Raw genomic sequence first — 21,489 nt, forward strand, 5'->3', positions numbered from 1 at the left:
CTAGTGGTCGTTGGTGAAAGCGGCGTTGAACACGGACGGCCAACGCATCGGTCGCTGCCGGTGGGCATCGATGCATGCTATGTCGACCTCGGCATCGCACAAGTGTTCCCCGTTGCATTCGATGCGCTGCTCGAATACCGCCGAACAGGAGGAATGACGGAGCACCGTTGTACTCACCGAAAGCACATCATCGAGCCGGGCCGGACGTTTGAAACGGCAGGTGATCGAGCGAACGACCAACTGCACGCCTTGATCCAGAAGCCCCTGTTGCTCAAGACCCAGATCGCGGAGCCATTCGGTCCGAGCCCGTTCGAAATAGTGAAGATAGCGGGCATGATAGACAATCCGGCCGGCGTCGGTATCTTCGATGTAGACGCGAACGTGGATCTGACTGCTCATGTCATTCCTGTACTCTTGGCGCTTCGCCGGCCATGCGCGACGGCGGCGGGAGCTCGAAATGGGTGTACGCCAAACGGGTCACCATGCGCCCGCGCGCGGTTCTGAGCATGAACCCCTGCTGAATCAGATAGGGCTCGAGCACATCCTCGATGGTGTCACGCTCTTCGCTGATGGCCGCCGCAAGACTCTCGACCCCGACCGGTCCGCCGTCGAACTTATCGATCATGGCCAGAAGAAGCCGTCGGTCCATGTGATCCAATCCATGACGGTCGACGTGCAGCATGTTCAGCGCAATATCGGCAATCTCGGCGGTCAGCCGGCCATCGCCCTTGACCTCGGCCACATCTCGCACCCGACGAAGCAGCCGATTGGCGATACGGGGCGTACCTCGTGAGCGCCGTGCAATCTCAAGTGCCCCTTCGGGCTCGCTCTCAAGGCCCAGAAGCCTTGCCGAGCGCGTAACGATCTGGCTCAGCTCATCAATCTGATAGAACTCGAGGCGCTGGACGATGCCGAAACGGTCTCTCAGCGGCGAGGTCAAAAGCCCCGCGCGGGTGGTTGCGCCGACGAGAGTAAAGCGCGGCAGATCAATCTTGATCGATCGCGCCGCCGGCCCTTCACCGATCATGATGTCGAGCTGAAAATCCTCCATGGCGGGATAGAGAATTTCCTCGATGTTGGCTGACATGCGGTGAATTTCATCGATAAACAGTACATCGCCTTTGCTCAGGCTTGTAAGAAGGGCTGCGAGATCACCGGCCTTTTCGAGCACGGGTCCGGAGGTGGCCGTCAGCTCGCTGCCCATTTCGGTGGCGATGATGTTGGCAAGCGTGGTCTTGCCAAGCCCCGGTGGGCCAAATACCAGGGTGTGATCGAGTGCATCGCCGCGCTGTCTAGCCGCGGTAATGAAAATATCGAGCTGGTCGCGGACCTGGCGCTGGCCGATGTAATCGCACAGGCGCTTGGGTCGAATGGCCGAATCGGCGCGCTCTTCGTGGCTGTCGGTTTTGGGACTGATCAAGCGATCGGATTCAATCATCTCAGCGCCCTACTCCCATCTTGCGTGTCAGCGCCGCCTTAATGATGGCCTCGGTCGGCTGTTCGGTGTCGATATCGGCCAGCATCTTGGCGGCTTCAGTCGGTTTGTAGCCAAGCGCGACCAGCGCCGACTCGGAATCGGCGTAATTGTCCTGTCGGGCTGGCGCCGCTGCACTGCTCGCGGTGGCGTCGTCGCTGTATAAATCGTGGGTCGTGGTCCATTTGCTCAGACGGTCGCGCAGCTCGATGATCAATCGATCAGCGGTTTTCTTGCCAACGCCCGGCAGACGCGTAAGCGCCTTACTGTCTTCATTCATCACGCAGCGAATCAGGACATCCTTCTCCATGCCGGAAAGGATTGCCAGGGCAAGCCGGGGGCCAACGCCTGAGATTCGAATCAGCTCGCGAAAGAGCTGCCGCTCTTCTTCATGGAAAAAGCCATAAAGCAGATGGGCGTCTTCCCGTACGGCCAAATGGGTATAAAGCAACGCCATCTGCCCGGGTTCGGGCATGTGAATGAGCGTAGTCATGGAGGCTTCGAGTTCGTAACCGACGCCATGTACGTCGATCACAACCAGCGGCGGGCGCTTTTCGAGTATGGTTCCGTACAGGCGACCAATCATGAGATGAGATTCCAACGCTTGGCTTGCAAACGGCCACTATACTTGCGCCCCTGACGATTGACCAGAGAGGCTGCGTTACGGTTGGTAGTTGGTTGAAAACAGGCCGTTAGACCGAAAATTGACGCCAGCTCTTGCGCCCGCTGCTGCGTCGCTTCTGACTGTGGGAGCGCCCCGAGACACCGCGGCAGGCGTAATGGTGGGTCAATGCGATGGCGAGCGCATCAGAGGCGTCGCTTTGCAGCGGTCCGTCAATGCCAAGCGTCAGCGTGACCATTTGTTGAACCTGGTGCTTGTCGGCGTTGCCATGACCGGCCACGGTCTGCTTGATGTGGCGGGCCGCGTACTCGGCAACCTCAAGCCCATGATTGGCGCCACAGACAATGGCTGCGCCTCTGGCCTGGCCGAGCTTCAGCGCGGAGTCGGCGTTCTTTGACATGAACACCTGCTCGATGGCGAGTTCTGCCGGGCGGTGACGGGCGATCAGCTCACTGACGCCTGCGTAGATTTGTGCAAGTTTTTGGGGAAGGTCTGATGCCGTGATGCGAATACAGCCGCTGTCCATATAGCGAATCTGGCCGTCCGTAATATCGATCACCCCAAAGCCTGTGCGGATGGAACCTGGGTCGATGCCAAGAATGATCATGGTTGCCCTCTTCCTTTGGACCTGGATGCGTTTGGGACCAACCCTGTAAAGGGGGACGCATGAATGGGAAAGGGCCGCACTGTGGCGGCCCTTGTCTTGATCATTCGCTGGCTTTTGCCTTCAGGCGAATGTTGAGTTCCTTGAGCTGCTGGGAAGACACATCCCCTGGCGCATCGGTCATCATGCAGGCCGCACTCTGGGTTTTCGGGAATGCGATCACATCACGGATGGTACGCCCACCGGTCATCAGCATGACAAGCCGGTCGAGGCCGAAGGCCAGACCACCGTGGGGCGGCGCGCCGAATTGAAGTGCGTCCAGCAGGAAGCCGAATTTTTCAGTGGCTTCCTCTTCACCGATACCAAGCACCTCAAAGACCGCTCGCTGCATATCCTGATTGTGGATACGGATCGAGCCGCCGCCGAGTTCGGTGCCGTTCAAGACCATGTCGTAGGCACGCGACAGGGCCTTCTCCGGTGCGGCCTTGAGCTCGTCAGCGCTGCAGGACGGTGCGGTAAACGGATGGTGAAGCGCGCTCAGGCGGCCACTGTCTTCACGCTCGAACATCGGGAAATCGACGACCCACAGCGGTGCCCACTCGCTGGTGTAAAGCTCAAGGTCTTCACCGAGTTTAACGCGCAGCGCACCGAGCGCTTCCGAGACGATCTTGGCGGTATCGGCACCAAAGAACACGATGTCGCCATCTTCAGCGCCTACGCGGTCGAGTACGTCACCGACGACGTTTTCCATGAACTTGACGATGGGTGACTGCAGCCCCTCAAGGCCGCTGGCGCGATCATTGACCTTGATGTAGGCAAGGCCACGCGCGCCGTAGATGCCCACGAACTTGGTATATTCGTCGATCTCCTTGCGGGTGAGCTTGGCGCCATTGGGCACACGAAGCGCCGTCACGCGGCCGTTTTCATCGTTGGCCGGGCCCGAGAACACCTTGAAGTCGACGTCTTTCAGGAGATCGTCGACATCAACCAGCTCAAGCGGGATGCGAAGGTCCGGCTTATCGGAGCCAAAGCGGCGCATGGCATCGGCGTAGGTCATCTGCGGGAAGGCAGGAAGCGTTACATCAAGCACATCGCTGAAGAGCTGACGAATCATCTCCTCGGTCAGGCCCATGATGTCGTTTTCGTCGACGAATGAGGCCTCGAGGTCGATCTGGGTAAATTCCGGCTGACGATCGGCGCGCAGGTCCTCGTCGCGGAAACACTTGGCGATCTGATAATAGCGGTCGAAGCCGGACACCATCAGAAGCTGCTTGAAGAGCTGTGGCGATTGCGGGAGCGCAAAGAACTGACCGCCGTGGGTTCGACTCGGTACCAGATAATCCCGCGCGCCTTCCGGCGTTGCACGCGTAAGGATCGGTGTTTCGACGTCGAGAAAGTCGTTGCCTTCAAGATAGGCACGAACGCTGTGCGTAATGCGTGAGCGCAGCTTGAAACGCTCGATCATTTCAGGACGACGCAGATCGATGTAGCGGTACTTGAGACGGGTCTCTTCCCCGACCTTGCCGTGCTCGTCGAGCTGGAACGGCGGCGTGGCTGCAGCGTTCAGGACTTCAACGTCATGGGCGAGCACTTCGATCAGACCGGTTGGCATGTTCGAATTTTGTGTGCCTTCCGGGCGAAGACGAATGCGGCCCTTGATGCGCAGCACATACTCGCTTCGCGCCTTGTCCGCCTGTTCGAACGCATTGGGGGTGTCGGGATCGACGACCACCTGGGCCACGCCTTCGCGGTCGCGCATATCAAGAAAGATCACGCCCCCGTGGTCGCGGCGGCGATGCACCCAACCACATAGGGTAACGTCGTGATCTACCAGGGTTTCGTTCAATTGGCCGCAATAATGGCTGCGCATGCTAAATCAATCCCGTCATGTTGTTTGATGGAAAATGGAAACGGCTCGCTTGTTGATGCAAGCAGAGCCGTGAAATGTCAGATCGACATGAGTGTCGGATCAGTTTGACGAGGTGCTTGAGTCGCTCGCCTTTGGTGCGGTCGACGTGTCGCCATTGGCCAGATTCTTCTTGGCGCCGGATTTGAAATCGGTTTCGTACCAGCCGCCTCCGGCCAGTCTGAATCCAGCGGCAGATACGAGCCGCGTCAATGCTTGTTCATCGCAGGCCGGGCACTGCGTCAGTGGTTCGGCGCTGATTTTTTGCAGTTTCTCGAGGCGCTGACCGCACGCCTTGCATTGGTATTCGTAGATGGGCATGTTAGTTGATCCTAAAAATGGCGATCTCTAACGAATCGCGACGACTCTACCACCCAAGCGGTGGCGTCCAGCGCTGATATCGGGACTAGATGTTTCAAACTCAAGTCGCTACAGCAACAATGCCAACCGGCGCCCTATTATAGCGCGGCTTCAACCTTATGGGGCAACCCGGATTACATCGAGATGGAGCTTTCATGAACGCAGTGCTTCTAGACACTGACTCACTGGGCAGTGGTTTGGATTTTTCAGAGCTCGAGCGCGTGCTGCCGAACATCGTCTACCACGGCATGACCGAAAAAAACGACGTTATGGCTCGAGTTGAGCACGCTGACGTCGTCTTAACCAATAAGGTCATGATCGATGCCGAGACGATGGCCGCGGCCAAAAATCTCAAGCTGATCTGTGTTTTGGCGACCGGCACCAATAACGTTGATCTCGAGGCGGCCCGCACGCGTGGCATCGAGGTTCGAAACGTGACCAACTACGGCACCGCATCGGTTGCGCAGCATACCTTGATGATGATGCTGGCTTTGGCAACGAAACTGCCAAGTTACCAGCAGGATGTACGTCAGGGCGCCTGGGAAGAAAGTCCATTTTTCTGCTTGCTCGGCCACCCTGTCACCCAGCTTGCCGGCAAGACGCTGGTGATCGTCGGTTCGGGCACGCTCGGCAAACACGTCGCGCGCCTTGCCGAGGCCTTCGATATGCATGTGCATTTCAGTGCCCGCCCCGGCTCGACGGATGACGCTCGCCCGTCACTCATGATGCTACTGCCGTCTGCAGATGTCGTCTCGCTCCACTGCCCGTTGACTACGAAGACCAAGCATCTGATTGATGATGCGGCGCTCAAGGCAATGAAGCCAGAGGCGTTTTTGGTGAACTGCGCGCGCGGTGGTGTTATCGATGAGAAGGCAGCCTTGAGCGCCCTGCGCGAGAAGCGCATTGCCGGGCTTGCGGTGGATGTTCTCCCTGAAGAGCCGCCAAGAGAAGGCCATGATGTGTTGCAGGCCCTTCGTGATGAGCCTTCACTTAACCTGATCGTGACACCCCACAGCGCCTGGGCTTCTCACGAGGCGCGTCAGACCATTGTTGAGCTGACCGCCAAAAACGTGATTGAGGTGCTCAAGCAATAACCGGTTTAAAGCCAGCGCTTCCACTTGAAAAACGAATAGGTGCCAAGCGCTGACAGACACATCATGCCAAGGGCCATGGGGTAGCCAAGGGCCAGATTAAGCTCCGGCATGAACTGAAAGTTCATGCCGTAAATGCTTGCGATCAAGGTTGGCGGCATGAACACCACTGCGGCTACCGAGAAGATCTTGATGATTCGGCTCTGGTCCATGTTGGTGAAGCCCATGGCCACATCGAGCAGAAACTTGATCTTTTCGAAGATAAAGGCGGTGTGTGGATGCAACGAGTCGATATCTCGCAACATGTTGGTGATTTCATCGCGCCGGGTTTGCCCCTGCGCCTGGTCACCGGCGTGACGCATCATGTTACGCAGTGCCCGCTGGGTATCCAGAAGCGATAATCGAACGGTGTCGTTGTACCCCTCTTGCATCAGCAGATCCTTCAACGTGTCCTCGAGCGCGTCGGGCGTCATCGCCTGATCGCTGATGCGCTCCAGTGTGGCGTAGATATCCTCGATCTGGTCGGCCAGATAGTCGATTTTCATCTCCATCAATGCCAAAAAGATTGCCCAGGGTGACTGTGGGCGCAGACGTTGACGGCGAAGATGGTTCCGAAACAGACGCAACATTCCGGTCTCTTCGGTTCGAAGCGTGACTAGAAGCGTTTCCGAGAGATGAAATGAGACGTTGATGCCTTTCGCTTCTCGCTTTTGCCGATGAGGGAACAGCGATGTAACCCGGATACCATCGCTATTGATCTGAAAGCGTGACGACGACTCGATTTCATCGAGGTCATCAAGGGTTGGCAGTTCCTTGTTGAACAGTGTCTGAAGCCACTCATGTTCGTTTTGATCCGGCTGACAGGCATCGATCCATAGACTGTGTTCCGGGAGTTTCTCTTCTGGAAGCTGTTCGAGGGTGCGTAGTCGTTCACCGTCGTTGTAATAAATCGTTATCATTTTATTCCTCAATAGATATAACGGTATAAATATATCTATCTGATATCATGGCCCAATCACGACATCACCGGCCTTTCCAAATATAGTGCATTGATATGAAGTACTTGCGTTTATAACAATGAAAAGAGAAGGTGTTGTGACTCGATAAACACTACAGGACATATCATGACAACTACTCCCATTATTTTCGACACGGACCCAGGCGTTGATGATGCACAGGCGATTGCACTGATTCTTGCGGACCCGGCCATCGAGGTCGTTGGCATGACGACCACCTACGGTAATGTCCCGGTCGAAACCGCAACATCCAATGCTCTACTCTTGACCGAGCTGGCCGGCCAGACTATTCCGGTCGCACAGGGCGCGGCACGACCGCTCAGCAAGACACCCAACCCCTTCCCAACCTTCGTTCATGGCGTCAATGGCCTTGGGGACATCGACCTGCCCTCACCCAAAACACAGGCTGTCGATCAGACCGCTGCGCAGTTTCTGGTTGAAAAGACCAAGGAGCGTCCGGGTGAACTAACGCTTGTAGCCGTCGGCCCGCTGGGCAATCTCGCAGCAGCACTTCAGATCGACCCCAACATCGTCGACCGCGTCAAACAGGTTGTCATCATGGGGGGTAGCGTCAAGCAAGGTGGCAACGTAACGCCTGTGGCAGAAGCCAACATCTACTCAGACCCCCACGCGGCGCAGCGGGTATTCAACGCCGGCTGGCCCGTCGTGATGGTAGGCCTCGATGTGACTCACAAGACTCATCTAAGCCCTGATCGCATGGCGCGAATTCAGGCCGCTCAAGGCGAACTTGGCCGTGTACTCGGTGAAAGCTATGGGTTCTATGCCGACTTCTATCGCAAGGCGCTGGGCATTGATGGCTGCTGCCCTCACGACAGCTGCGCGGTTGCCTGGCTCAAGAAACCGGAATTGTTCAAGACCGTTCGTGGCCACCTGAATGTCGTGACCGAAGGCCTTGCTCAAGGACAGACCGTGTTCGCCCCCGAGGAAGCAACATTCGCTGAGCCGCGCTGGTCTCAGACGCCGTTGATCGATGTCTGCATGGACATTGATGGTGACGCGGTTTCCCAGTGGATCGAGGACGCCCTGACCATCTGACCCCCCGTTTATTTTCGAGTTTCATCAAGAGCATTGGCGCAATCGTCAGTGCTCTTTTAGTCTTAAGCTCATGCTAATCATGTTCGTTCACGGTCATTGGTCTGCCCTGGTCGTGCACGATTTACCCCAGGAGACGTAGTTCCAATGGATGCCGCTTCACTGCCCGCGCCCCCCTGCCTGAATCTTGAGGAGCAAGCCTGGGCCTTGTTTCTCGACCTCGACGGTACGCTCGCGCCATTGCAGGATCATCCAGACGATGTCGTCCTGTCGGAAGAGCTTCTGGACGTCCTTACTCAACTCAGCACCCGACTGAACGGCGCGGTTGCGATTGTCAGCGGGCGCGCCATCGCAAACCTTGATGGGCTGATTTCACCGGTGGAACTGGCACTTGCCGGTCAGCACGGCGCGGAGCGACGTACTGTTGACGGGACGTATCATGCCGCCGAACAAAATGCGTTGATGACTGACATCAAGCACGCCCTTCAAACCTTCGTTTCAACCCATGAAGGGCTGGGACTTGAGGACAAGGGCGCAAGCCTTGCGCTCCATTACCGAAACGCACCGCATCATGAAGATGCTCTCAGAGCGCAGATAAGGAAATTGCTCGAAGACTGCGAGGGCGTGGTCAGCGCCCACGACGGAAAGTGCGTGATCGAATTGCGCACGGGTACCGCTCACAAGGGCCACGCCATCAAGGCCTTCATGCAGGAACCCCCTTTTGAGGATCGAACACCGATTTTTCTGGGCGATGATGTGACCGACGAGGACGGCTTCAAAACCGTCAATCACGTAAACGGGCTGAGCATTAAAGTCGGCACTGGCGACACCACCGCCCGTTACCGATTAGAAGGTCCCGAAACGGTTATTGAGTGGCTGATGACGTCACTGAACTCACACAGGTAATGTGTCATGACAACGCTTGAGCAGGCTCTGGTAGGCAATTGCAGTATCTCGGCATTGATCGATGAGCGTGCAAGCGTTGTCTGGGCCTGCCTGCCGCGTCTGGATGATGACCCGGTCTTCTGTGCGCTGGTCAACGACGACGCTCCTGACTATGGACGTTTTGATCTGGCCTTGAGTCATCAGACTCACGTCAAACAGCACTACGTTCGAAATACCGCCGTCCTTAGAAGCGTTCTGACCGATGAGTACGGGCAACAGCTCGAAGTATTCGATTTCGCCCCGCGATTCGAGCAGTTCGGACGCTCGTTTCGTCCCCATACGCTGGTTCGACACGTACGTCCACTCAAGGGCTCTCCTCGCCTGGTTGTGGGCGTCTACCCGTGCGGTGAGCAGGGGCGACCGCTTCGTCAGATCACCCATGGCAGCCATCATGTTCGCTACGTTGGCGAACAGCGCACCCTACGCCTGACCAGCAATGCGCCTGTTACGGCAGTGCTCGATGCCCGGCCGTTTCTGGTCGATGGCCCCATCACGTTCCTGTTCGGTGACGATGAAACCGTGACGGATGCCCCGGAACTGATCGGGGAGCGCTTTTTGAACAGTACCCGCCATTATTGGCAGTCCTGGGTTCGCAACCTGGCGGTTCCCTATGAATGGCAGGACGTGGTGATTCGCTCGGCAATCACCTTGAAGCTCAATACGTTCGAGGACACCGGCGGCGTTATCGCGGCGGTCACGTCCTCGATTCCAGAAGCGCCCAACACGCCGCGCACCTGGGATTATCGTTTCTGCTGGTTGAGAGATGCCTGCTTCGTGGTCGCCGCGCTCAATCAGCTTGGCGTGACCCAGACGATGGAAGGCTTTCTTCGCTACATCATCAACATCGCAGCCGAGAGTGATGACGGCTACCTTCAGCCCGTCTACAAGCTCAATGGCCAGGCGAGACTCGATGAAATGGTCATCGAGTCCCTGACGGGCTATCGCGGCATGGGGCCGGTTCGTTTCGGAAACGACGCCTATCATCAAGTGCAAAACGACGTCTATGGCTCGGTTATTCTAGCGGCGGCGCACATGTTCTTTGACCGCCGCCTGCCGCGCCAGGGCGACCAGCAACTGTTTGAACAGCTCGAGCGGCTGGGGCACAAGGCTGCAAAGGTCTACGACACACCGGATGCGGGACTTTGGGAGTTTCGAGGGCGTGCAGAAGTCCATACCTTTTCCGCTGTCATGTGCTGGGCCGCCTGCAATACGCTTGCGCGGATCGCGCAGAAGCTTGGCCTGAAGGAACGTCATCAGGCCTGGGTCGAACAGGCAGACATCATGCACCGAGCAATCTGCACGCGGGCCTGGAACGCCGACAAACGCGCGTTTGCCTCTGCCTTTGGCGGCGCCGACATGGACGCCTCACTGCTGCTGCTCCATCGGCTTGGATTTATCGAGGCCAGTGACCCCCGCTTTGAACAAACCGTCGAAGCCATCGAGCGCGAGCTCAAACAGGGCGAATATTTTTACCGTTATGTTATCCCAGATGATTTTGGTGTGCCGGACGTATCCTTTACCGTATGCAACTTCTGGTACATTGACGCGCTCGTGGCGCTGGGTCGCAGTGATGAAGCTCGTACACTCTATGAGCGTCTGATCAGTCAACGCAACGCGTTCGGATTGTTATCTGAAGATATAGACCCCACAACGGGGGAGCTCTGGGGCAACATGCCCCAAACATACAGCATGGTCGGGTTGATCAATTCGGCCCGGCTGCTGAGTAAACCATGGGAGGAAGTCTTTTGAGTGACAAGGAACCAAACAATCGGTTGATTGTAGTCTCCAACCGGGTACCTTCACCTAAGGGTGCCGGAGGCAATCAGGGAGGATTGGCCGTCGGTGTCATGAATGCGTTGCAAAAGGCAGATGGTCTTTGGCTGGGCTGGAATGGCGAAATCGACGGCGATAACAACGCCCAATTATCACATTACGACTTTGATGGGGTTCGCTTCGCCACGTTCCCGATCACAGAACACGATCACAAAACCTACTACACCGGGTTTTCCAACGAAATTCTATGGCCGCTCTTTCACTACCGACCGGATAAGGTCGAATACAGCCGAGAAAGCCTTGATGGCTATCTTCGAGTCAATCAGCGCTTTGCACGCCACATCAAGCCGCTGGTCGAGCCTGATACCCGTGTGTGGGTGCACGACTACCATCTGATCCCGCTTGGCTACTATCTACGCCAGACCAGCGTGGATGCCCCGCTCGGCTACTTCCTGCACATCCCCTTCCCTCCGTGGGATGTGGTTCGCATCTTGCCGGAATACGAAGACCTTCTCAGGTATCTGACTTCATACGACCTGATTGGGCTTCAAACCGAGATCGATCTGAAAAATCTACGCGACTGCATGGTCATGGCGCTCGATGCCAGGGATCTGGGCGATAACGTGCTCGAGGTTGAAGGTCGCCGCTTCAAGATCGCGGCGTACCCGATTTCGATCGACGTCAACGATGCCCAGGACCTTGCCAAGAAAGGCGAACAGTCCGCCACCGGCCAGCGTCTCAAGCGCTCGATCGGAGACCGCCCCCTGGTCATCGGGGTCGACCGGCTGGATTACAGCAAAGGGGTCTACAAGCGCTTTCAGGCATTCGAACGGCTGCTCGAAAACGCCGAGCACCAGCGGGGCAATGTGGTCTTTATTCAGATTTCGCCCCCCTCACGTACCGATGTGCACGAATACGCCCAGCTTCGAAGCACGCTTGAGCGCGTGGCAGGCCATGTCAACGGTCGATTCGCCGACTACGACTGGACACCACTTCGTTACCTGAACCGGGGTTATGGCCGTGAGGCCGTGTTCGGCTTTCTACGCCAAAGCCGGGTCGCGCTGCTGACGCCGCTGCGTGATGGCATGAACCTGGTGGCCAAGGAATACGTCGCCGCGCAGGACCCGGAGGACCCGGGCGTTCTGATCATTTCTCACCTGGCAGGCGCCTCGTGGGAGCTCAAGGACGGCGCACTGGTGTGCAACCCCTACGACATCGACGGGGTGTCCGACATGCTCGAGCAGGCACTTGCCATGCCACTTGAGGAGCGCAAGCTTCGCTGGCGGCGAATGATGGATGTGCTGGAAGCCAACGACATACATAACTGGAGCCAGAACTTTCTGGCAGAGCTTATGGAAATGAAACTCGCCAACAGCGCCTCTCAATAAGGCAATTGCTTCACGGCCGCCGCTCAGGCGGTCGTGAACGCAGCGTACTGCTCATCGGTGTCACACTGTTTTGCAGTCAGCGCATCCACGCTGGCATGTCTTGGCCCATCGTTCAACCAGGCCCGTAACGCTTCGATGCGTTCCTCCCGGCCCTGGGCAAGCACTTCCACGCGGCCATCAGCCAGATTTTTCGCATAACCGGTCACGCCAAGCTCACGCGCCTTGAGCGCCGTTGCATGGCGAAACCCGACGCCTTGAACGTCTCCAGTGACCCACGCCTTGAAACACGCCATCGGTTTTCCTCCTGCCCGGTATAAGCTTGAATGCCTCATTGAATTGCGTCCCACGCCATAGTTGCGATAATGCGTGCGTTCACGCCCAAGAGAGTACCCATGTCAGACAAGGACTTCGACTGCCTCGTTTTTATCGGCCGCTTCCAACCGCCACATCGTGGCCACCTCGAAGTCATTCATCAGGCGCTTGCCAAGGCACATCAGGTGATCGTGCTGGTCGGCTCGGCCTGGCAGGCTCGCTCGCTTCGAAACCCCTGGACGTTCGATGAGCGAAGCCAAATGATTCGAGCCTGCTTCAGTGATGAGGACAACGCACGACTTGAGCTGGTGCCGCTGCTTGATGCGCTCTACAACGACGATGTATGGGTGCGCGATGTTCAGCAGAAAGTCCGAGAGCTTACGCGGGCAACGTCGCAAAAGTTGCCAAACGTCGCCCTGATCGGCGCGCAGCAATCTCAGTCGAACTACTTCCTGACCCTGTTTCCCCAGTGGCAATCAAGCAGCGTCATGCCGGTCGACGGAGTCACTTCGGAAGCCATACGCGCCCCTCTTTTCAAGAGTATGGAAAGTGCCATGGCGTTTCTCGACACCGCCGCTGACCGTACGCTTGAAGCACCCGTTGCCAATGCCATCGAGGCGTTTCTAAGCACGCCAGCCTGGCAGGCGCTTCATCAGGAGCACCTGCTGCTCGAGGCGTATCAATCGGCGTGGCGTGATGCGCCCTATCCGCCCCTGTTCGTGACGGTCAATGCCGTGGTCGTTCAATCCGGCCATGTGCTTCTGGTCGAGCGACGCTCGGCACCCGGCGAAGGCCTTTACGCGCTGCCGGGCGGCTTCGTACAAAACCACGAGCGCCTCGAAGACGCCTGTCTTCGAGAGCTCCGCGAACGCGTGCGGCTCAAGGTGCCTCTGCCAGTGTTGAAAGGCTCATTACGCGCCCAGCGGCTGTTCGATGAGCCGCATCGAAGCTGGCGCGGCCGAACCCTTGCCCAGGCGTTCTACTTTGCACTTCGCCCCGAGCAGCGCCTGCCTGACGTACGCACCGGGCAATCCGGCCATCGCGCCACCTGGCTGCCTTTAGCCGAGCTCGACCCGGAGCAGCTGTTCGAGGATCATTTTTTCATCATACAAAGTTTTCTCGGCCTGCCGGCCGGATTTCGCGCCGACTCTTCACCCGGAAACTAGGGGGGCTTTTCGGCTTGAAATCAGGCAGGCTTGGTTTCGAGAAAATCCCGGGGAAGTTTCTGCATGCGGCGCCAGAGCCGCTCGACCCCGGGCTTATGCACCAGTGAACAGCGATAAAGTCGAATTTCAAGCGGGATATCCCACTGCTCACCGCCGGCGCGTACCAGCCGTTGTGACAGAAGCTCTTCCCGAATGCAGAATTCAGGAATCCAGGCGACCCCTGCGCCCTCGAGCGCCATGCCCTTGAGCCCCTCGGCCATGGCGGTCTCATACACCGTTTTAAGGCGCATGCGAAGTGGGTCATTTTTCAATAGCATCCGCACGCTTCGCCCCAGAAAGGCGCCCTGGGTGTAGCTTAGAAACGGGACAGCCTCGCTGCCGCTGAAGTTGAACTTGGGCGCCCCGCTGGCGTCAGGAATCGACACCGGCACCATCTTGACCTTCGCAACCGAGAAGGAAGGAAAGGCCTCGCTATCAAGCTGCATGGTCGCGTACGGGTCGTGGTAGGCAAGCATCAGATCGCAGTTGCCCTCTCGAAGTACGTGCAGCGCATCCCCAACGTTCATCGCGATCAACCGCGTGGGTAGTTCGCCCACCCCCTTTTGCAACCGCGAGATCCATTTGGGATAAAACCCGAGCGCCAGTGAGTGTGCCGCGACGATATCGAGCGCTTCGTTGGCCATCTCGAGCCCCCGCAGGTGCCCAAGGCACTCGCTGAGCTGTTCAACCATGTTGCGCGCGGTAATCACGAACAGCTGCCCTTCCGGGGTCAAATTGACCGGTGTGGTCGAGCGATCAACCAGCTGCGCCCCGACCGCCTGCTCCAGCGAGCGGATGCGTCTACTGAACGCGGGCTGGGTAACGTGGCGCTGGCGCGCCGACGCCGAGAAGCTGCGGGTGTTGGCAAGTGCCACGAAATCTTCTAGCCACTTTGTTTCCAGATTCACACGGATTCCCCAATTAACGCGTTCCCGCCAGGGCTATTGAATGGGTGCTGCAAGATACGCCGCCCTCGACAGCATCTTTCGCCAGAACGGGCGTGACTGAATTTCCTCGATCGATACCGGCCGGCTGGCCTTGAAGTCTTCAAGCAGCATGGTTTCGACCTGGGCTGCGAATACCGGTGAAGGAATGTACGCCGTGACCTCGAAGTTGAGCCTGAACGAGCGATTATCAAGGTTGACCGTACCGACTGCGGCGCATTCCTGATCGATTAAAAACACTTTCTGATGTAAAAACCCCGGCTGATAACGGTATATTTTCACACCCGCAGCAATCATGTCCGGCAGGAATGAAAACGCGGACAAAAACACCAGCAAGTGATCAGGATGCTCGGGCAACAGCACGCGAACATCGATGCCTCTCAGTGCGGCAAGCTTGAGCGCATCTCGTACTCCCTGATCCGGCACGAAATACGGGGTCGCCACCCAAAAGCGCTCACGGGCGCCGTGAATGGCCTGTTGCACCATCAAACTGGCGGTTTCCTGATGATCGGCAGGGCCTGAGGGAACGATCACCACGTGCTGATCGGCCTCGGTCAGCTGCGCCTGCCAATTCAGTGAAAGGATATTGCCGGTCGCCCAGTGCCAGTCTTCCCAGAACGCCTCTTGAAGGCCAAGCACCGCAGGCCCTTCGAGCTTCAAGTGTGTATCGCGCCAGTGGCCGTAGCGTTCGCTCTGATAGCGGTACTCCTCACCGACGTTCAGGCCCCCGACCCACCCTTGAATGCCATCGACGATGGTGATCTTGCGGTGGTTGCGGAAATTGACCTGAAAGCGATGACGCCAGCCCCGAGAAGAGCCAAACGCCGAGACCTCGACGCCTGCCTCCTGCAGCTCGACCAGATACGCGTCCGGCAATTTGCGACTGCCAATTTCATCGTAGAGAAAGCACACCCGGACATCTCTATGGGCGCAGTCGATCATGGCCTGTTTCAGGGCCTGGCCGACCCGGTCGTCACGCACGATGAAAAACTGGACCAGAACGTAGTACTGAGCGTGGCGAAGCCCCTCGAACAAGCTTTGAAATGTGGCTTCCCCATCGATCAACAGCGCCGCCTTGTTGCCTCGAGACATGGGGATCATGGCCAGACGCTCAACCGCGATCAGCCGGGCCGAGGATTCCTCCGGCTTTGAAAAGCAGGGCTCGAGATCACGCCGAAAGCGGGTCAATACCTGACGCAACGTGGAATCCCGCTCTTCTCGCGCGGAAACGTAGCCGTAGAATCGAGGGCGGCCGAAGATCCAGTACGCCGGCAAGGCCAGATAGGGAAAGGTCAGAAGCGAAATGATCCAGGCGATCGCGCCCTGGGACGTGCGGCTCGACATCAAGGCCATAAGGGCCGAGAGTGTGCCGAGCACGTGCATGATGATGATGATCACGCCACCGAGAATCGCGGTCATCGCACTCCCCATCCATGGCTCAATGAAAAAAGCCAGGAAACTCCCTGGCCTGGCTGCGTGTTCTGTCTGCAACAATACACGAGCGTGCCCGAAAAGGGCACGCATCGTAAGAGCGGTTTAAACGCGCTCGGCAATGATTTCACGCCATTTGGCCGGGCCCGTTTGATGGACGGACTCGCCATTGGCATCGACGGCCACCGTGACCGGCATGTCCTCGATCTCGAACTCGTAGATCGCCTCCATCCCAAGATCCTCAAAGGCAACAACGCGTGACTGCTTGATTGCCTGGGCCACCAGATACGCCGCCCCACCGACGGCCATCAGATAGGCGGCCTTGTTGTCCCGAATGGCTTCGATGGCAGCGGTGCCGCGTTCGGCCTTGCCGACCATACCGGCAAGGCCGGTCTGCTCGAGCATGGTCCGGGTGAACTTGTCCATGCGCGTGGCGGTGGTCGGCCCTGCCGGCCCAACAACCTCGTCACCGACCGGGTCGACCGGGCCGACGTAATAGATAAAGCGTCCCTTGAGATCCACCGGCAGTGATTCGCCGCGAGAGAGCATATCGACCATGCGCTTGTGCGCCGCGTCGCGCCCGGTCAGAAGCTTGCCGGACAGCAACAGGGTGTCGCCAGGCTGCCAGCTCTGAATGTCCTCGGCCGTGATCGTATCGAGATTGACGCGCTTGACGCCTTCACCCGCTTCCCAGGTGATGTCCGGCCAGTCATCGATCGAGGGGGCCGGCAGTGACGCAGCGCCGGTGCCATCGAGGGTGAAATGCACGTGCCGGGTCGCGGCGCAGTTGGGGATGATCGCAACCGGCTTGTTGGCCGCATGGGTCGGATAGTCCTTGACCTTGATGTCGAGCACCGTGGTCAGGCCACCAAGGCCCTGGGCACCCACGCCCGTCGCATTGACCTTGTCAAAGAGCTCAAGGCGAATTTCCTCGCCGCGATTGGCTGCACCGCGCGCCTTTAAATCCTGAATATCGATCGGATCAAGCAGCGATTCCTTGGCAAGTTGCATCGCCTTCTCGGCCGTGCCACCAATGCCGATGCCGAGCATGCCGGGTGGGCACCAGCCCGCGCCCATCTTCGGAATCTGCTCGAGCACCCAGTCCACTACGCTGTCGGATGGATTCAGCATGGCAAACTTCGACTTGGCCTCACTGCCCCCGCCCTTCGCAGCCACATGAATCTCGACCGTATCACCAGGCACCAGCTTGTGGTGAATGATCGCCGGAGTGTTGTCCTTGGTGTTCGCTCGCTTGCCGTCGGGGTCTGCCAATACCGACGCCCGAAGGACGTTATCCGGATTCAGATAGGCCCGTCTGACGCCCTCATTGACCATATCGTCCAGGCTCATCTCGGCGTCCCACTGTACATTCATGCCTACGTGCACGAAGACGGTGACGATGCCGGTGTCCTGACAGATCGGGCGGTGCCCGGTCGCGCACATGCGCGAATTGATCAGAATCTGGGCGATGGCGTCCCTGGCCGCCGGATTTTCTTCACGGGCGTGCGCCTCGCTCATCGCCTGAATGAAATCCTTGGGGTGATAGTAGGAAATGTATTGCAAGGCATCGGCGACGCTCTGGATGACATCGTCCTGACGGATTACGGTCGTCAAGGGGCACTCCTCATCGTTTTCGTTTTAGTGGCCATACGGGCCTGATCACGGTCAACGATTATATCCAATGCGCCACTTTCTCGCAGTCCACTTTTAGCACATCAAAATATAACGGTATAATTACTGCTGGCAGATAGGGCAAAGGTACAGGCGCCTGGAGGCAATCGTTCGCTTTTCAATCAGACTGTCGCAGTGAAAACAGCGGCGTCCTTCGCGGTTGAATACGGCGTGGCGCCAGAGGGCGCGAGAATGACCGGCCTCAATCAGCGGCGCCCGCCATTCGGGCCGATTGGTTACTCCAGCCTCACGGTAAGCGCCCTGCGTACACTCGAGCATGCACGTTGCAAGACGCGCGAGCTCGGCATCAGAGAGATCGGCCGGGCGGCGCCTGGGCAAAAGTCCCGCATAGAAAAGAATCTCGGAACGCAGGTAATTGCCGATGCCGGCCACCAGCGACTGATCAAGCAACAGGCCGCCCAGATTGCGTTTCTTGAAACGTGAGCTTTTAAGTCGCGCATCGAGCCAATTCGAGCTGACCTGATGCGTCAGAAGATCCGGGCCCAGACGGCTCAAGAAGGGATGATCCCCGAGCGTGTCTTCGTGCCAGAGGGAAATATCCGAGGCACTGTAGAGCCTGGCGGCGTGGGTGTCGGTCACAAGTTCAACGCGAAGAATGCGTTTGGTGGACGGCATCCGCGCCTTGCGACTGATGCGCCATACCCCGTAGAGCTGGTTATGGCTGTAGAGCACCTGGCCATTGTCGAATCGGATCAACAGCGCCTTGCCCCAGCTGTCGACCGCGCGAACGCGCGCGTTGCAAAGCGTCGGGGCGTACTCTGCAAGCGATTCGAACGCGAACCAGACCCGCTCGAGTGGGCGCTCAATTAGAACGCGCCCGAGCCGGTCGGCAACGCGGCGTATTTCCGGACCTTCGGGCATCTACTTCAACTCGATCATGCGCTCGTTCAAGGCGTTCACCTGATCGCGCAGCTTGGCGGCGTTTTCGAACTCGAGGTTCTGGGCCGCCTTGTACATTTCGTCCTCGAGCGTTCGAAGCCGCTTGGTAATCTCTTGGGCGTTCATCGACTTGATGTCCTCGAGCGTGTCGGGCGCTCGACTCTCTTCTCCACCCTTGCGTCGGCCACCCTTCTTGCCCGGTGTCTGCGCGCCTTCCATGATGTCGGCCACGCTTTTGGTAATGGTTTCGGGCACGATGCCATGGCGCTCGTTGTGCTCGATCTGCTTGGCCCGCCGGCGCCCGGTTTCATCCATGGCGCGCTGCATGGAGTTGGTGATCTTGTCCCCGTACAGAATCGCCTTGCCGTGGGCGTTACGCGCCGCACGTCCGATGGTCTGGATCAGCGAGCGTTCGGCGCGCAAAAACCCTTCCTTGTCGGCGTCGAGAATGGCCACCAGCGACACCTCAGGGATATCGAGGCCCTCGCGCAGCAGGTTGATGCCCACCAGCACGTCGAACTTGCCAAGGCGCAGGTCGCGAATGATCTCGACACGCTCCACGGTGTCGATGTCCGAGTGCAGATAGCGCACGCGAATGTCGTGCTCATTGAGATAATCGGTTAAATCTTCAGCCATGCGCTTGGTAAGCGTCGTGACCAGCACCCGCTCGCCTACCTCGACGCGCACCCTGATCTCGGACAGCAGATCATCGACCTGAGTGGTGGCAGGCCGTACTTCGATTTCCGGGTCCAAAAGCCCCGTGGGCCTGACCACCTGTTCGACCACCTGATCGGCGTGCTCTTCCTCGTACGGACCAGGCGTTGCCGACACAAACACGGCCTGGGGCAGGATCTTCTCCCACTCCTCGAACTGCATCGGGCGGTTATCAAGTGCCGATGGCAGTCGAAATCCGTATTCCACCAGCGTTTCCTTGCGCGAGCGGTCGCCGCGGTACATGCCGCCCACCTGAGGTACGCTTACGTGGGATTCGTCGATGAACACCAGCGCGTCCTTGGGCAGATAATCGAAGAACGTCGGAGGCGCGTGGCCCGGCTCACGCCCGGACAGGTAACGCGAGTAGTTTTCGATGCCGTTGCAGTACCCAAGCTCCAGCATCATTTCGATGTCATAGAGCGAGCGCTGTTCGAGCCGCTGGGCCTCGACGAGCTTGTCGTGATTTCTCAGGTACTCGAGCCGCTCGGTCAGCTCGCCCTTGATCGACTCCACCGCTTCCAGAATGGTTTCTCGGGGCGTGACGTAGTGGGTCTTCGGGTAGATCGTCATCCGCGGCACCTTGCCCGAGACCTCCCCGGTCAGCGAATCAAACAGGCTGATGGTATCGATCTCGTCATCAAACAGCTCGACGCGCACCGCCTGCTCGTCGGAATCGGCCGGGAAGATATCGATCACGTCTCCCCGGACACGGTAGGTGCCTCGGCGGAAGTCCATGTCGTTGCGGGTGTACTGAAGCTCCGCCAGCCGCCTTAGAAAGCGACGCTGATCGATCTGCTCGCCCCGGGTGAAATGAAGACGCATCTTCAGGTACTGGTCCGGGTCACCAAGACCATAGATGGCGGAGACCGACACCACGATCAGCGCATCACGACGCTCCAGCAGGGCTTTTGTCGCCGAGAGGCGCATCTGTTCGATGTGATCGTTGATCGAAGCGTCCTTCTCGATAAAGGTATCGGAGGACGGCACGTAGGCTTCGGGCTGGTAGTAGTCGTAGTAGGAAACGAAGTACTCGACGGCATTATCCGGAAAGAAGGATTTGAACTCACCATAGAGCTGGGCCGCCAGCGTCTTGTTCGGCGCCATCACGATGGTTGGGCGCTGAACCTTCTCGACCACGTTTGCCATCGTGAAGGTCTTGCCGGACCCGGTCACGCCCAAAAGGGTCTGATACGCAAGGCCCGCCTCGAGCCCTTCGACCAGTGAGGCAATGGCGGTTGGCTGATCGCCGGCCGGTTGATACTTCGATGCGATCTGAAACCGCTTTTCCATACTGCCCCCTGGGTACAATGGCGTGACCTGAACACCACTGTATATATAGTCACCCTCTCAAGGATTCAAGGGCCTGTCGCGACGACCTGTCATAACGATGACCCATCATGACGAAAGGCCCGATGCATTGACCCCATTCACCCCACATGGGCCTCGGTCGTGATCGTGACGGTCGATTCGGTCATGAGCTTATGAACCGGGCATTGATCGGCGATGTCATGAAGCGTGGTCTTCTCTTCCGGGCTCAAGTGGCCAATCAAGGAAAGCCGGACATGAAGCGCGTAGTGGCCATTATCTTCATCGTCTGAGTTACGTGAGACGTTCATGGAGACACCCTCGAGCGCCAGATCATGACGCTTGGCGTACATCATCACCGTAATCGCCTTACAAAGCCCCAGCGACAGATCGAAGTAATCATGCGGGTCCGGCGCACTGCCCTCGCCGCCTGCCGCTTCCGCCACATCGCCAAACAGGGTGTCGAACTGATCGACCTGTACCCGCTGTCGAAGCTGCCCCTGGCGTTCGGTCTCGATCAAAATACTCATTGCATCTCCCTGAGCGTCTCACGTGTATCGCATCAGCCCTGGCGCGCCTTGAATCCAAGCGGCGCCAGTGCCTTTTGAACCTTTTCAAGGGACGTACGCCCCTCGATGTGGGCAAAGTGTAGACCGACTTCTGCACTTTGAACGCCATCAAGCATCATCAAGGCGTTGGTCGCCTTGTTCACATCGTCGACATTATTGAGGCCCTCGAGGGTATAGAATAGGGACATCGTGTACGCTCCTTCTTG

At 58.1% G+C, this 21,489-nt stretch carries 21 protein-coding genes; 6 read left to right on the forward strand and 15 right to left on the reverse strand.

Translation table 11 applies throughout. The annotated features are described in order from the left end of the window. The 6 genes from ybgC to NAT23_RS02465 all read right to left on the reverse strand — a co-directional run bounded on the left by ybgC (position 1) and on the right by NAT23_RS02465 (position 4,927). Positions 1 to 399, reverse strand: coding sequence for a tol-pal system-associated acyl-CoA thioesterase (gene ybgC, locus NAT23_RS02440; RefSeq protein WP_251590039.1), 399 nt, complete (start codon positions 397 to 399; stop codon positions 1 to 3). 1 nt (position 400) lies between these two features. Further along, positions 401 to 1,438 carry a Holliday junction branch migration DNA helicase RuvB gene (gene ruvB / locus NAT23_RS02445; RefSeq protein WP_251925152.1) on the reverse strand — a complete coding sequence of 346 codons (1,038 nt, stop codon included), beginning with the start codon at positions 1,436 to 1,438 and terminating at the stop codon, positions 401 to 403. A 1-nt stretch (position 1,439) separates the two neighbouring features. Continuing rightward, a complete protein-coding gene (ruvA, locus tag NAT23_RS02450; RefSeq protein WP_251925154.1) occupies positions 1,440 to 2,060 on the reverse strand; it encodes a Holliday junction branch migration protein RuvA in 621 nt (206 codons plus the stop codon). 106 nt (positions 2,061 to 2,166) lie between these two features. Further along, the gene (gene ruvC / locus NAT23_RS02455; protein WP_251925156.1) at positions 2,167 to 2,703 is read right to left on the reverse strand and encodes a crossover junction endodeoxyribonuclease RuvC; all 537 of its coding nucleotides are present in this window, start codon (positions 2,701 to 2,703) and stop codon (positions 2,167 to 2,169) included. Between the two features lie 100 nt (positions 2,704 to 2,803). Next, the gene (gene aspS / locus NAT23_RS02460; RefSeq protein ID WP_251925158.1) at positions 2,804 to 4,570 is read right to left on the reverse strand and encodes an aspartate--tRNA ligase; all 1,767 of its coding nucleotides are present in this window, start codon (positions 4,568 to 4,570) and stop codon (positions 2,804 to 2,806) included. Between the two features lie 99 nt (positions 4,571 to 4,669). Further along, positions 4,670 to 4,927: an FmdB family zinc ribbon protein gene (locus NAT23_RS02465; RefSeq protein WP_251590048.1), complete on the reverse strand. Its 258-nt coding sequence runs from the start codon at positions 4,925 to 4,927 to the stop codon at positions 4,670 to 4,672. Between the two features lie 194 nt (positions 4,928 to 5,121). Here NAT23_RS02465 and NAT23_RS02470 point away from each other — a divergent pair, with 194 nt between their 5' ends. Continuing rightward, a complete protein-coding gene (locus tag NAT23_RS02470) occupies positions 5,122 to 6,060 on the forward strand; it encodes a D-2-hydroxyacid dehydrogenase (RefSeq protein ID WP_251925160.1) in 939 nt (312 codons plus the stop codon). 5 nt (positions 6,061 to 6,065) lie between these two features. On the opposite strand, the gene corA is transcribed toward NAT23_RS02470, so the two are convergent. After that, entirely contained in the window at positions 6,066 to 7,016 is a 951-nt protein-coding gene (corA, locus tag NAT23_RS02475; protein ID WP_251925163.1) for a magnesium/cobalt transporter CorA, read from the reverse strand. 165 nt (positions 7,017 to 7,181) lie between these two features. On the opposite strand from corA, the gene NAT23_RS02480 reads away from it, so the two are divergent. The 4 genes from NAT23_RS02480 (at position 7,182) to NAT23_RS02495 (ending at position 12,232) form a co-directional block, all read left to right on the forward strand. After that, positions 7,182 to 8,129, forward strand: a complete 948-nt coding sequence (locus tag NAT23_RS02480; RefSeq protein WP_251925165.1) for a nucleoside hydrolase — start codon at positions 7,182 to 7,184, stop codon at positions 8,127 to 8,129. A gap of 144 nt (positions 8,130 to 8,273) precedes the next feature. Beyond that, positions 8,274 to 9,032 carry a trehalose-phosphatase gene (gene otsB, locus NAT23_RS02485; RefSeq protein ID WP_251925167.1) on the forward strand — a complete coding sequence of 253 codons (759 nt, stop codon included), beginning with the start codon at positions 8,274 to 8,276 and terminating at the stop codon, positions 9,030 to 9,032. A 6-nt stretch (positions 9,033 to 9,038) separates the two neighbouring features. After that, the gene (locus tag NAT23_RS02490; protein WP_251925169.1) at positions 9,039 to 10,820 is read left to right on the forward strand and encodes a glycoside hydrolase family 15 protein; all 1,782 of its coding nucleotides are present in this window, start codon (positions 9,039 to 9,041) and stop codon (positions 10,818 to 10,820) included. After that, complete coding sequence (locus tag NAT23_RS02495; protein ID WP_286009901.1) at positions 10,802 to 12,232, forward strand: alpha,alpha-trehalose-phosphate synthase (UDP-forming); 1,431 nt, start codon at positions 10,802 to 10,804, stop codon at positions 12,230 to 12,232. Before NAT23_RS02490 ends, NAT23_RS02495 begins: the two co-directional genes overlap by 19 nt. Positions 12,233 to 12,255: 23 nt before the next feature. On the opposite strand, the gene yccX is transcribed toward NAT23_RS02495, so the two are convergent. After that, positions 12,256 to 12,525: an acylphosphatase gene (gene yccX, locus NAT23_RS02500; RefSeq protein WP_251925181.1), complete on the reverse strand. Its 270-nt coding sequence runs from the start codon at positions 12,523 to 12,525 to the stop codon at positions 12,256 to 12,258. Between the two features lie 99 nt (positions 12,526 to 12,624). On the opposite strand from yccX, the gene NAT23_RS02505 reads away from it, so the two are divergent. After that, the gene (locus NAT23_RS02505) at positions 12,625 to 13,710 is read left to right on the forward strand and encodes a bifunctional nicotinamide-nucleotide adenylyltransferase/Nudix hydroxylase (RefSeq protein ID WP_251925183.1); all 1,086 of its coding nucleotides are present in this window, start codon (positions 12,625 to 12,627) and stop codon (positions 13,708 to 13,710) included. A gap of 20 nt (positions 13,711 to 13,730) precedes the next feature. Here the strand turns inward: NAT23_RS02505 and NAT23_RS02510 are convergent, their stop codons facing one another. From NAT23_RS02510 to NAT23_RS02540, 7 genes are all read right to left on the reverse strand, one after another. Continuing rightward, on the reverse strand, positions 13,731 to 14,657 hold the full coding sequence (locus NAT23_RS02510) for a LysR substrate-binding domain-containing protein (protein ID WP_251925184.1): 927 nt from the start codon (positions 14,655 to 14,657) through the stop codon (positions 13,731 to 13,733). Between the two features lie 33 nt (positions 14,658 to 14,690). Then, positions 14,691 to 16,112, reverse strand: a complete 1,422-nt coding sequence (gene cls / locus NAT23_RS02515) for a cardiolipin synthase (protein WP_251925187.1) — start codon at positions 16,110 to 16,112, stop codon at positions 14,691 to 14,693. A gap of 117 nt (positions 16,113 to 16,229) precedes the next feature. Beyond that, positions 16,230 to 17,738, reverse strand: coding sequence for a fumarate hydratase (locus NAT23_RS02520; RefSeq protein ID WP_251925189.1), 1,509 nt, complete (start codon positions 17,736 to 17,738; stop codon positions 16,230 to 16,232). A 120-nt stretch (positions 17,739 to 17,858) separates the two neighbouring features. Continuing rightward, the gene (gene nei / locus NAT23_RS02525) at positions 17,859 to 18,677 is read right to left on the reverse strand and encodes an endonuclease VIII (protein ID WP_251925191.1); all 819 of its coding nucleotides are present in this window, start codon (positions 18,675 to 18,677) and stop codon (positions 17,859 to 17,861) included. After that, positions 18,678 to 20,699 carry an excinuclease ABC subunit UvrB gene (gene uvrB / locus NAT23_RS02530; RefSeq protein WP_251925193.1) on the reverse strand — a complete coding sequence of 674 codons (2,022 nt, stop codon included), beginning with the start codon at positions 20,697 to 20,699 and terminating at the stop codon, positions 18,678 to 18,680. Between the two features lie 137 nt (positions 20,700 to 20,836). After that, positions 20,837 to 21,244, reverse strand: a complete 408-nt coding sequence (locus NAT23_RS02535) for an OsmC family protein (RefSeq protein ID WP_251925195.1) — start codon at positions 21,242 to 21,244, stop codon at positions 20,837 to 20,839. Positions 21,245 to 21,276: 32 nt separating this feature from the next. Then, positions 21,277 to 21,471 carry a heavy-metal-associated domain-containing protein gene (locus tag NAT23_RS02540; protein WP_251925197.1) on the reverse strand — a complete coding sequence of 65 codons (195 nt, stop codon included), beginning with the start codon at positions 21,469 to 21,471 and terminating at the stop codon, positions 21,277 to 21,279. Positions 21,472 to 21,489: the final 18 nt, after the last annotated feature.

Source organism: Larsenimonas salina, assembly GCF_023736155.1.
Taxonomy (GTDB): Bacteria; Pseudomonadota; Gammaproteobacteria; order Pseudomonadales; family Halomonadaceae; genus Larsenimonas; species Larsenimonas salina.